Source organism: Diaphorobacter sp. J5-51 (assembly GCF_001023515.1).
Classification (GTDB): Bacteria; Pseudomonadota; Gammaproteobacteria; order Burkholderiales; family Burkholderiaceae_C; genus Diaphorobacter; species Diaphorobacter nitroreducens.
Map to the genome: position 1 here is coordinate 68,903 of NZ_JSYI01000058.1, position 12,329 is coordinate 81,231.

The 12,329-nt window shown below is 65.9% G+C and carries 8 protein-coding genes; 3 read left to right on the forward strand and 5 right to left on the reverse strand.

From position 1 onward, the window contains the following. Positions 1-4: 4 nt before the first annotated feature. The 5 genes from OX89_RS08885 to OX89_RS08905 all read right to left on the reverse strand — a co-directional run bounded on the left by OX89_RS08885 (position 5) and on the right by OX89_RS08905 (position 6,993). Entirely contained in the window at positions 5-661 is a 657-nt protein-coding gene (locus tag OX89_RS08885; protein ID WP_047350346.1) for a glutaredoxin family protein, read from the reverse strand. 114 nt (positions 662-775) lie between these two features. After that, positions 776-2,809: a M3 family metallopeptidase gene (locus OX89_RS08890; protein WP_047350347.1), complete on the reverse strand. Its 2,034-nt coding sequence runs from the start codon at positions 2,807-2,809 to the stop codon at positions 776-778. An 87-nt stretch (positions 2,810-2,896) separates the two neighbouring features. Further along, entirely contained in the window at positions 2,897-3,745 is an 849-nt protein-coding gene (gene folD / locus OX89_RS08895; protein ID WP_047350348.1) for a bifunctional methylenetetrahydrofolate dehydrogenase/methenyltetrahydrofolate cyclohydrolase FolD, read from the reverse strand. Between the two features lie 78 nt (positions 3,746-3,823). Continuing rightward, positions 3,824-4,450: a response regulator transcription factor gene (locus OX89_RS08900; protein ID WP_011805358.1), complete on the reverse strand. Its 627-nt coding sequence runs from the start codon at positions 4,448-4,450 to the stop codon at positions 3,824-3,826. Further along, the gene (locus OX89_RS08905) at positions 4,447-6,993 is read right to left on the reverse strand and encodes a PAS domain S-box protein (RefSeq protein WP_047350349.1); all 2,547 of its coding nucleotides are present in this window, start codon (positions 6,991-6,993) and stop codon (positions 4,447-4,449) included. Before OX89_RS08905 ends, OX89_RS08900 begins: the two co-directional genes overlap by 4 nt. A 169-nt stretch (positions 6,994-7,162) precedes the next feature. On the opposite strand from OX89_RS08905, the gene aceE reads away from it, so the two are divergent. The 3 genes from aceE to OX89_RS08920 form a co-directional block, all read left to right on the forward strand. Further along, positions 7,163-9,859 (forward strand): pyruvate dehydrogenase (acetyl-transferring), homodimeric type, encoded by a 2,697-nt coding sequence (gene aceE, locus OX89_RS08910; RefSeq protein WP_047350350.1) that lies wholly within the window; start codon positions 7,163-7,165, stop codon positions 9,857-9,859. A 19-nt stretch (positions 9,860-9,878) separates the two neighbouring features. After that, positions 9,879-11,570: a dihydrolipoyllysine-residue acetyltransferase gene (aceF, locus tag OX89_RS08915; protein WP_047350351.1), complete on the forward strand. Its 1,692-nt coding sequence runs from the start codon at positions 9,879-9,881 to the stop codon at positions 11,568-11,570. Between the two features lie 16 nt (positions 11,571-11,586). Next, positions 11,587-12,329 (forward strand): biotin/lipoyl-containing protein (locus tag OX89_RS08920; protein ID WP_047350352.1); only part of this gene is annotated, 743 nt, incomplete at its 3' end.

Here is a 12,329-nt window from a genome sequence, read left to right on the forward strand (position 1 = left end):
GCTTTTAGAAAATGATGCCGGCCGGATTGGAGGGAGACGGCCCCGTGGGCGCTGCCGGTGGCGCTGAGGGGCGTCGTGCGGGAGCAGCGGACGCCTTGTCCGCAGCCGGTGCTGCAGGCTGCGCAGGCACCGCAACGAGCGGGGCTGCCGCAGGGCGGCGGTAGTTCGGCGGCAATTGCGACTGCTTGGGGTAGCCGGCGGCGTCCAGGTACTGCGTCCACTCGGTGTCGGAAAAGCCCCGCAGCTGCTGTGCGCCAATGGTGCCGAAGGGCAGGCTGGATTCACCGCTCATGCGCTTGAGCGCGTCGATGTCCTCGTTGGTGCTGACGGTGCGCTCGGTGAAAGGAATGCCACGGTTGATGAGCAGATTGCGCGCGCTGTTGCAGGGCACACAGTCGCTGCTGGTGTACAGCGTCACGGGAAAGCGCGTGGCCACCTGGCGCAGAGCGTAGGGCAGGGCCTCGGCGCCGCTGCCGCCGCTGCGTGGTCCGGCGCCGACCGCTGTGCCCTCGGCGTTTGCGGCAGGAGCGCGGTCGGAGAAGGTCACCTTGCCATCCGGCCCGACGATGCGGTACACCTGCTGGGCCAGCGCGGCCGTGGACAGCAGGGCGGCCGTGGCGCATGTGGTGGCCAACACGGCAGCGTTGCGAATGATGGACATGGGTTCCTCTCCTCTTGGTTTCTTAAAAATAATAGCTGATCGCGCTTGCTGCAAGCCATTTTGAAGTAGAAAGCAGGCGCAAACGCCCGGCAGACAAGCGCGAACCGCTCACTTTTATGCTGCCATGCCCTGGTGGCGCAGCAGCGCGTCCAGTGTGGGTTCGCGCCCGCGGAAGGCCTTGAAGGAGTCCATGGCGGGGCGGCTGCCGCCCGCTTCCAGGATGGCCTGGCGGTAGCGCCGGCCGGTCTCCGCGCTGGGCTCCCCGCCCGCGCCGGCAGTTTCCTCGAACGCGGCATACGCGTCGGCGCTGAGTACCTCGGCCCACTTGTAGCTGTAATACCCCGCCGCGTAGCCGCCCGCGAAGATATGGCTGAACGTGTGGGCCGAGCGGCTGAAGGCGGGAGGTTTGAGCACGGCCACTTCGTCGCGCACGCGGTCCAGCAGCGCCAGCACGTCGCCTTGGGGGTCGTGCTCGGTGTGCAGCAGCATGTCGAACAACGCGAACTCGATTTGGCGCAGCGTGGCCATGCCGGCCTGGAAGTTCTTGGCCGCGATCATCTTGTCGTACAGCGGGCGCGGCAGCGGCTCGCCCGTGTCCACATGGGCGGTCATGTGGCGCAACACTTCCCATTCCCAGCAGAAGTTCTCCATGAACTGGCTGGGCAGTTCCACGGCGTCCCATTCCACGCCGCTGATGCCTGACACGTCGCGCTCGTTCACCTGGGTGAGCATGTGGTGCAGGCCATGGCCGAATTCATGGAACAGGGTGATCACGTCGTCGTGCGTGAGCAGGGGTGGGCGCCCGTCCACCCCATCGGCGAAGTTGCACACCAGATGCGCCACCGGTGTCTGCAGCAGGCCCGTGTCCGGGCGCAGCCAGCGGGCGCGCGCATCGTCCATCCAGGCCCCGCCGCGCTTGCCCTGGCGGGCAGGCTGGTCCAGGTAGAACTGACCCACCAGCTCGCCGCCGCGCTCGATGCGGTAGAACTCCACGGCGCTGTTCCATACGGGCGCGACGTCGCGGCGGATGGCCACCTCGAACAGCGTCTCGACGATCTTGAACAGCCCGGCCAGCACCTTGGGCGCCGTGAAGTACTGCTTGACCTCCTGCTCACTAAAGGCGTAGCGCGCTTCCTTGAGTTTCTCGGAGATGTAGGGCCAGTCCCAAGACTGGGGGTTGGCCAGGCCCAAATGCTCAGCGGCAAAGGCGCGCAGGTCGGCTACGTCCTTCTCCGCAAAGGGCCGGGCGCGGTGCGCCAGGTCCCGCAGGAAGTGGATGACTTGTTCGGGCGATTGCGCCATCTTGGGCACCAGCGACACCTGGCCGAAGTTGCCATAGCCCAGTAGCTGCGCCTCTTCCTTGCGCAGCGCGAGGATCTCGGCCATCACGGCGGTGTTGTCGAAACGCGCGGCGTCGCCGCTGGCCTGGTCCGATGCGCGTGTGACGTAGGCGTGGTAGAGCTTCTCGCGCAGGGCACTGCTGGTGGCGAACTGCATCACCGGCAGGTAGCACGGCATCTTCAGCGTGAGCTTGTAACCGTCCTTGCCCTCGGCCTGGGCCGCGGCGCGGGCGGCGTTCTGCACGTCGGCCGGCACGCCGTCCAGCTCCTCGGCCGTGGCGTAGTAGGCGTAGGCGTCGGTGGCGTCCAGCGCGTTCTCGCTGAACTTTTGCTGCAACTCGGCCTGGCGTTCCTGGATGGCGGCAAAGCGCTCCTTGGCTGCGCCCTGCAGCTCGGCGCCCGACAGCACGAAGTTGCGGATCGCATTGCTGTGCGCCTGCCGCTGTTCCGGGTTGAGCGTGGCGGGGTCGATCGCCTTGTATTTGGCGTACAGGCGCTCGTCGGCGCCCAGGCGGGTCCAGAACTCGGTGACCTTGGGCAGCGCCTCGTTGTAGGCGGCGCGCAGCTCGGGCGTGTCCGCCACGCTGTTGAGGTGGCTGACGGCGCCCCATGCGCGGCCCAGTTCCTCGGTGGCGACATCCAGTACCTGCGCAATCGCATCCCAGCGGGCCGGGAAGTCCGGCTGGGTGACGGTTTCCAGTGCGCCGTCTGCGCGTTGCAGCAGCACATCCACCGCAGGGGCTACGTCGGCGGGGGTGATGCGGTCGAAGGGAATGTGGCCCGAGAAGTCGAGGAGGGGATTGCTCATGCTGGCTTAGATGGCGTTGCCGTGAGTGGGTTCAAGCCGTTGGCGCAAACGCGCGCCCACCGGCACTCGGGTCAGGGGTGCCTCGCGTCAGAGGCGCTCAGCCGCTTCCAGGGTGTTCACCAGGAGCATGGTAATTGTCATCGGGCCCACGCCGCCGGGCACTGGCGTGATGTAGCCCGCCACCTGCTTGACGCCCTCGAAGTCCACGTCGCCGCAGAGCTTGCCTTCGTCATTGCGGTTCATGCCCACGTCGATCACCACGGCGCCGGGTTTGACCATGTCGGCCGTGAGCACGTTGCGCTTGCCCACGGCAGCCACCACCACATCGGCCTGGCGCGTCATGGCGGCAAGATCCGCCGTGCCGCTATGGCAGACCGTGACGGTGGCGTTGGCTGCCAGCAGCATCATGGCCATGGGTTTTCCCACGATGTTGGAGCGACCGATGACCACGGCGTGCTTGCCGCGCAGATCCTTCATACCGATGGATTCGAGCATCTTCATGCAGCCGTAAGGCGTGCAGGCCTTGAAGCCCACCTCGCCCACCATCAGTGCCCCGGCGCTGGCGACGTGAAAGCCGTCCACATCCTTGAGGGGCGAGATCGCTTCGATGACCTTGTGGTCGTCGATGTGCTTGGGCAGCGGCAGTTGCACCAGGATGCCGTGGATGCTGGGGTCGTTGTTCAGCGCCTGCACGCGCGCCAGCAGCTGTTCTTCGGTCATGCTGGCGTCGTACTTTTCCAGCACCGAGTGAAAGCCCACGTCCTCGCAAGCCTTGACCTTGTTGCGCACGTAGACCTGGCTGGCAGGGTTGTCGCCCACCAGCACCACTGCGAGGCCAGGGGTGATGCCGCGGTCTTTCAGCGCGGCCGTGCGCGCGGCGACTTCAGTGCGCAGTTGGCGGGAGAGGGCGTTGCCGTCGATCAGTTGGGCTGTCATTGATGAATCCACGATACAAATGAAAAAGCTGCCTGGCGCTTGTCTGGTATGCGCAGGCAGCTATCAAAAACGGAGCAATTAGGCCTTGGCGCTACCTGGCCCCAGGGCAATCTTGAGTAGGTCGGCCACGGTGTTGGCGTTGAGCTTTTCCATGATGTTGGCGCGGTGCGCCTCCACCGTCTTGATGCTGATGCCCAGGTCGTCGGCGATCTGCTTGTTCAGGCGGCCGGCAACGATGCGTTCCAGCACCTGCGCCTCGCGGCTGGTGAGTTTGGACAGCAGCGCGTCGCGGCTGGCGGCCTGCTGGTAGTCGGCAAAGGCTTCGCGTGCATGGTCCAGCATGCGCTCAACCAGGCCCAGCAACTCTTCTTCGTTGAAGGGTTTCTGGATGAAGTCCAGCGCGCCCTTCTTCATGGTGTTCACGGCCATGGGCACGTCGCCGTGGCCGGTGATGAAGACGATGGGCAGGGGCGACTTGCGTTCGACCAGGCGGTCCTGCAGCTCCAGGCCCGTCATGCCGCCCATGCGGATGTCCACGATCAGGCAGGCGACTTCGCGCGGGTCATAGCGTGCGAGGAATGATTCCGCCGAATCAAAGCAGCGTACACGGTAGTCCTTGCCCTCCAGCAGCCACTGGAGCGAGTCGCGGACGGCTTCGTCGTCGTCGACGACATAGACGGTGCCTTTTTTCGGAATCAAACTCATGCAATAGTCCTTGGGGTTGACGTTGCTGCGGAATTGATAGTGGCATCCGCAGCAGTGGCGAGCGGAAGCCAGAAGGAGAACCGGCAGCCGGTGACCTCCGATCCATTGTAGAGGTTCTCCGCGTGCATCCGGCCCTGGTGCGACTCGACGATGCTGCGGCACAGGTTCAGGCCCATGCCCATGCCTTCGCTCTTGGTGGAGAAGAATGCCTCGAACAGGTGCGCCAGCACTTCCGGGGCCAGGCCCTTGCCCGTGTCCTGCACCGAAAACTCGATCACCCCGCGGCCATCCACATGGCGCGGCACCACGCGCAGCTCCACGCTGCGCCCGGATGGGGGGCGGTGGGCCTGGGCGATGGACTCGGCGCCGTTCTTCATCAGGTTGATAAGCACCTGCTCGATCAGGATCGTGTCGGCCATCACCTGGGGCAGGCGGGCGGCGACGTAGTGCGTCAGGTGCACGTTGTGGCGCCGCAGCTCGATGTCGGCCAGTTCCACCGCTTCGCTCACCATCTCGTGCACGTCGGCCAGCGTGCGGTTGGGTTCGCTTTTTTTCACGAAGGCGCGGATGCGCTGGATGATCTGGCCGGCGCGCTGCGCCTGGTGGGCGGTCTTTTGCAGCGCCGTGAGCAGTGCCTCCTCGCTGATCTGGCCGCCTTGGATGCGCGAGACCATGCCGCTGCAATAGTTGCTGATGGCGGTGAGCGGCTGGTTGAGTTCGTGGGCCACGCTGGAGGCCATCTCGCCCATGGTGATGAGGCGGCTGACCGACTGGGCGCGTTCGGCCTGGCGCGCGGCCTGCTCCTCGGCCTGGCGGCGCGGCGTGATGTCGGTGGCAATGACCATTTGCGCCAACCGGCCGTCCACCCAGTTCAGGTAGCGCGAGCGCACCTCCAGCCACTTGCCCAGATCGGGCAGGTAGATCTCGGCGTTCTCCGAACGGGCGCTGGTCAGCGAGTCGGTGGGCAGGCCCATCAGGCCATCTTCGTCGTCCATGCCGCCGGAACTGTAGGAGGTGGGCAGCACGCCCGCCTGCGCCACCAGTTGCAGGTGGCCGCTGGTCTGCGAGCCGAACCATTGGCGGTACAGGCGGTTGGCAAACAGCAGCTCCTCGCTCCCCAGCGGCGCCACGGAGACGGAGGCGTCCAGCGCCTCCAGCACGATGGTGAAGCGCTCATGCGAGGCGGTGAGTTGCTCGCGCACGCGGTTGGGCTCGGTGATGTCCGTCATCGAGGTCATCCAGCCCGTTTGGTGACCGCGTGCGTCGATCAGCGGCGAGACGTACAGGCGCGCATCGAACAGCGTGCCGCTCTTGCGCCGCACGCGTACCTGGAATCCACCGGGCACGGTCTTGCCCGAGAGTTCGTCGCGCAGATTGGCGTGCAGCGACTCATATTCGCCCTCGGGCCAGTAGCTGTAGGGCGGGGTCTGCCCGACCAGCTCGGCCTCGGTCCAGCCTGTCATCTGGCAGAACGCGGCGTTCACATAGGTGATGCGGCCCTCCAGGTCCAGCGCGCGCATGCCGGTGAGGATGGAGTTCTCCATCGCCCGGCGGAAGTTGGTTTCTGCCACCAGTGCTTCCTGGGCCTGCAGCCGCCTGCGCGTGTGCCGCCAGGTGGCGATGAGCATCCATGCCGTCATCACGCTGAGCGTGCCCACGAGCCAGAACAGCCCGCTGCCCACCACGCCCAGCGACGTACGGTACGCCTGCGCCCGCATCACGAGGCCGTTGCCCACCGGGGAGACCGGGATCTCGTACTGGTTGGCCTTGGTGGTCCAGGGCAGCAGCGCATTGGTGCGCGGGGGCAGGGGCGTGCCCGCCAAGGTGCGGCCATTGCCGTCCAGCAACGTGACGGCGTAGCGCGCCAGCACCTCCGTGGGAGTGCCATAGCGCAGCAGGCTGTCGATGGAATATTCCGCCAGCACCACGCCGCCGAACTTGCCCTGGGGCGACAGGGGCACCTGCAGTTGCAGCAGGGGAGCGCTCTCGCCCTCGGTGGCCGTGGGTTGCGAATACAGCGGCTGCTGCAGGTCGCGGACGGCGTTGAAGAGGTTGGAGGTCTCGCCGGGCTTGAGCACCTCCCCGCCCACGCGCAGCTGGCTGCTGGTCACGGCGGGCGCGGCGTGGCTGGCGCGGATGCGCCGGCGCTCGTCGATCCAGGTGATGGCCTGCAGCTCGGGGTATTGGCTGATGAGCGGCTCGGCGCGGCTGCCGAAGTCCGCGCGCTCCACATCCTGGTTGGACAGATCGCGCGCGATGCGCATGATCTGCTCTTGCCGCTCCAGCAAGCGCAAACGCACGCGCTGCTGGGCGTATTCCACGTCGCGCCTGAGGGCTTCCTTCTCGCGTTCCACCTCTTCCGTGCGCAAATACCAGAACGAGGCCACGATGGCAGCGAGGAACATCAGCACCGATGCCACGGGCGCCAGCGCCGCGAACCGGTCCTGGCGCGTGGGCGAGAGGCTGCGCCACCAGGCACGCCACCAGCGCGCCGGGGTTTTAACGGCAGACACGGTGGAAGAGGGCGCGACAGGAGACTCCATGGGCGCGGAGTTTAAAGGCTTCGCGGGGGTGATTTCATCTGAAGAAATAATGTGCAATTGCAGCAATTTTTCATATTAAGAGATGAAAAAGCGTCATTTGAAATGATGAAAATTTGTGCGAAACTCGCGCCCGTATTACCGTTATTGCCACTGAATCAAGGAGACAGGTATGTCTGATCCGACCAAAGTCCTGACCGCTACCGACATCGACCAACAGGAAACCCGCGAATGGCTGGACGCGCTGTCGGCAGTGATCGACAAGGAGGGGCCGGAGCGTGCCCACTTCCTGCTGGAGCAATTGCTGGAGCAGGCGCGCCAGAGCAGTATTGACCTGCCGTTCTCCGCCAATACGGGATACGTGAACACCATCGAGCCGGACCAGGAGGCCCGCTGCCCCGGCAATATCGCCATCGAGAAGCGCCTGCGCGCCTACATGCGCTGGAATGCCATGGCCATGGTGGTGCGCGCCAACCGCCTGCATCCGCATGACGGCGGCGACCTGGGCGGCCACATCGGCTCCTTCGCTTCGCTGGCCTCCATGTGGGGCGCGGGCTTCAACCACTTCTGGCATGCCGAGAGCGAAGGCCACGGCGGCGACTGCATCTACTTCCAGGGCCACAGCGCGCCCGGCATCTATGCCCGCGCCTACCTCGAAGGCCGCATCACCGAAGACCAGCTGGAAAACTTCCGCCAGGAGACCGGCGGCAAGGGCTTGTCGAGCTACCCGCACCCCAAGCTGATGCCGGGCTTCTGGCAGTTCCCCACGGTGTCCATGGGCCTGGGGCCGATGATGGCCATCTACCAGGCGCGCTTTCTCAAGTACCTGCATGCCCGCGGTATCGCCAACACCGAGAACCGCAAGGTATGGATCTTCCTGGGCGACGGCGAGATGGATGAGCCCGAGAGCAAGGGCGCGCTCAGCCTGGCCGCGCGTGAAAACCTGGACAACCTGATCTTCGTTATCAACTGCAACCTGCAGCGCCTGGACGGCCCGGTGCGCGGCAACGGCAAGATCATTCAAGAGTTGGAAGGCGGCTTCCGCGGTGCGGGCTGGCATGTCATCAAGCTGCTGTGGGGCAAGGGCTGGGACGAGCTGCTGGCACGCGACAAGAGCGGCAAGCTCAAGCAGCTGATGATGGAGACGCTGGACGGCGACTACCAGACCTACCGCGCCATGGACGGCGCGTATATCCGCAAGCATTTCTTCGGCAGGTACCCCGAGACGGCCAAGCTCGTGGAGCACATGAGCGACGACGAGATCTGGGAACTGCGCCGCGGCGGCCACGACCCCGAGAAGGTGTACGCCGCCTTCCATGCGGCCAATGAACACCAGGGCCAGCCCACGGTGTTGCTGGTCAAGACCGTCAAGGGTTACGGCATGGGCAAGGCCGGTGAGGGCAAGAACACCGTGCACCAGACCAAGAAGCTGTCGGACGAGGACATCAAGTACATCCGCGACCGCTTCAACATCCCGATCCCCGACAGCGAGCTGGACAAGCTGCCCTACTACAAGCCGGCCGACGACACGCCGGAAATGAAGTACCTGCACGAGCGTCGCAAGGCCCTGGGCGGCTACCTGCCGCAGCGTCGCACGCACGCCGACGAGAGTTTCACCGTGCCGGCGCTGGAGACGTTCAAGGCCGTGCTGGAGCCCACCGCCGAGGGCCGCGAGATCTCCACCACCCAGGCCTACGTGCGCTTTCTCACGCAGCTGCTGCGCGACAAGGCCCTGGGTCCGCGCGTGGTGCCCATCCTGGTGGATGAGGCGCGTACCTTCGGCATGGAGGGGTTGTTCCGCCAGATTGGCATCTACAACCCCGAGGGCCAGCTCTACACCCCGGTCGACCGCGACCAGGTGATGTACTACAAGGAAGACAAGGCCGGTCAGATTCTTCAGGAGGGCATCAACGAGGCGGGCGGCATGTGCTCGTGGATCGCTGCGGCGACGTCGTATTCGACGAACAATCGCATCATGATCCCGTTCTACGTGTACTACTCGATGTTCGGCTTCCAGCGCTTTGGCGACTTCGCCTGGGCCGCGGGCGACATGCAGGCGCGCGGCTTCATCCTGGGGGGCACGTCGGGCCGCACCACGCTCAACGGCGAAGGCCTGCAGCACGAGGACGGCCACAGCCACATCCTGGCCAACACCATTCCCAACTGCGTGAGCTACGACCCGACCTTCGCGCACGAGGTGGCGGTCATCATGCAGGACGGCCTGAAGCGCATGGTGGAGAAGCAGGAAAACGTCTACTACTACATCACGCTGCTCAACGAGAACTACGCCATGCCGGGCCTGCAGCCGGGCACGGAAGAGCAGATCATCAAGGGCATGTACCTGTGCAAGGCCGGCGCGGACGGCGACAAGCGCGTGCAGCTGCTGGGTTCGGGCTCGATCCTGCGCGAGTCGATCGAGGCGCAGAAGCTGCTCGCCGCCGACTGGGGCGTGCAGGCCGACGTGTGGAGCTGCACCAGCTTCAACGAGCTGACCCGCGAGGGCCAGGACGTGGCGCGCTGGAACCTGCTGCATCCGCTGGAGACACCGCGCGTGTCCTTCGTGGCGCAGCAGCTGGGCGGCCGCCCGGGCCCCGTGGTGGCGTCCACCGACTACATGAAGAACTACGCCGAGCAGATCCGCGCCTTCATCCCCGCAGGGCGCTCCTACACCGTGCTGGGTACCGACGGCTTTGGCCGCAGCGACTTCCGCTACCGCCTGCGCGAGCACTTCGAGGTCAACCGCCACTACATCACCGTGGCCGCGCTGAGCGCACTGGCCGACGAGGGCAAGCTGCCCAAGGCGAAGGTGGCCGAGGCGATTGCCAAGTACGGCCTCCAGACCGAGAAGATCAACCCCTTGCACGCCTGATGGCCCGGGAGACAAGACAATGGCATTGGTAAACATCCAGGTTCCCGACATCGGCGACTTCGACGAGGTCGGCGTGATCGAGCTGCTGGTCAAAGTGGGCGACACGGTGAAGGCCGAGCAGTCGCTGATCACCGTGGAGTCCGACAAGGCCTCGATGGAAATCCCGTCGAGCCACGCGGGTGTGGTCAAGGAACTCAAGGTCCAGCTGGGCGACAAGGTCAAGCAAGGCAGCGTGATCGCCGTGCTGGAGGCCGCGGGCGAAGCGGCTGCTTCTGATGAAAAACCGGCTCCAGCGCCCGCCGCACAAGCGCCGGCAGCTATCGAAACGCAAGCGCCGGTCGCGCCTGCCGCACCCGCCGCCCCTGCTGCGGGTGGTGGCGCGGTTGAGGTGCGTGTGCCCGACATCGGTGACTTCAAGGACGTCGCCGTGATCGAATTGCTGGTCCGGCCCGGCGATGCGGTCAAGGTGGAGCAGTCGCTGTTCACCGTGGAGTCCGACAAGGCCTCGATGGAGATCCCTTCGCCCGCCGCCGGCGTTCTCAAGGAGCTCAAGGTCAAGATCGGCGACAAGATCAACGTGGGCGACCTCGTGGCGGTGCTTGAAGGTGCCGCCCCTGCACCGGCGGTCGCTCCGGCGCAGGCTTCTACACCAGCGGCCGCTTCCGCTTCCGCTCCGGCCGCTCCCGCGCCCGTGGCGGCTCAGGCCTCCGCGCCCGCACCGGCTGCGGCAACGGCAACGGCGCCCGTGCCGGCCCACCAGCCCTCGACGCCCACGCCGGGCTTGCCGCACGCCAGCCCCTCGGTGCGCAAGTTCGCCCGCGAACTGGGTGTGCCGCTGGCGGAGGTCAAGGGCACGGGCATCAAGGGCCGCATCACGCAGGAGGACGTGGCGGCCTTCACGCGCCAGGTGATGAGCGGTGCGCTGCAGACCCAGGCACAGGGCAGCAAGGCGCCCGCTGCGGGTGGCTCAGGGGTGGGCCTGGACCTGCTGCCGTGGCCCAAGGTGGACTTTGCCAAGTTCGGCCCCGTCGAGCGCAAGGAGCTGTCGCGCATCAAGAAGATCAGCGGCGCCAACCTGTCGCGTAACTGGGTGATGATTCCCCACGTCACCAACAACGACGAGGCCGACATCACCGAGCTGGAAGCCTTCCGCGTCTCCACCAACAAGGAGAACGAGAAGAGCGGCGTCAAGGTCACCATGCTGGCCTTCGTCATCAAGGCCGTGGTCGCGGCGCTGAAGAAGTTCCCCGAGTTCAACGCCAGCCTGGACGGCGACGCCCTGGTCTACAAGCAGTACTTCCACATCGGCTTTGCGGCCGACACGCCCAACGGCCTGGTGGTGCCCGTGCTGAAAGATGCCGACAAGAAGGGCATCCTGCAAATCAGCGCCGAGATGGCCGAGCTGGCCAAGAAGGCCCGCGACGGCAAGCTGGGTGCGGCCGACATGCAGGGCGGCAGCATGTCGATCAGCTCGCTGGGTGGCATTGGGGGCACGCATTTCACCCCCATCATCAATGCGCCCGAGGTGGCCATCCTCGGCCTGTCCAAGAGCCAGATGAAGCCCGTGTGGGACGGCCAGCAGTTCGTGCCGCGCCTCATGCTGCCGCTGAGCCTGTCGTACGACCACCGCGTGATCGACGGCGCCTCTGCCGCGCGCTTCAACGCCTACCTGGGCCAGGTGTTGGCGGACTACCGCCGCATCCTGCTGTAAGGACGGAGCACAACATATGGCAATCATCGACATCAAGGTGCCCGATATCGGCGACTTCGCCGAGGTGGGCGTGATCGAAGTGCTGGTGCAGCCGGGCGACACCATCCGGGCTGAGCAGAGCCTGGTCACCGTGGAGTCCGACAAGGCCTCCATGGAGATTCCCAGCAGCCACGCCGGCGTGGTCAAGGAGCTCAAGGTCAAGCTGGGCGACAAGGTGGCCGAGGGCTCCGTGCTGCTGACGCTGGAAGTGGCGCAGGGTGCGGCGGCGCCGGCTGCGGCCCCTGCCGCGGCGAGCACGCCCAGCGCGCCGCCATCTGAGTCAAAACCGGCTCCAGCGCCCGCTGTTCAAGCGCCAGCAGCTCCTAAAACAGAAGCGGCCAGCTTCGGCGGCAGTGCCGACGTGGAGTGCGATGTGCTGGTGCTGGGCGGCGGCCCCGGCGGTTACAGCGCCGCCTTCCGCGCGGCCGACCTGGGCCTGAACGTGGTGCTGGTCGAGCGCTACGCCACCCTGGGCGGCGTGTGCCTGAACGTGGGCTGCATTCCCTCCAAGGCGCTGCTGCACGTGGCCGCGGTGATGGACGAGGCGAGCCACCTGAAGAGCGCCGGCATCGACTTCGGCGCGCCGCAGGTCCACATCGACACCCTGCGCGGCCACAAGGAAAAGGTCATCGGCAAGCTGACCGGCGGGCTGGCGCAGATGGCCAAGATGCGCAAGGTGACCGTGCTGCGCGGCTACGGCCACTTCGTCGGCGCCAACCA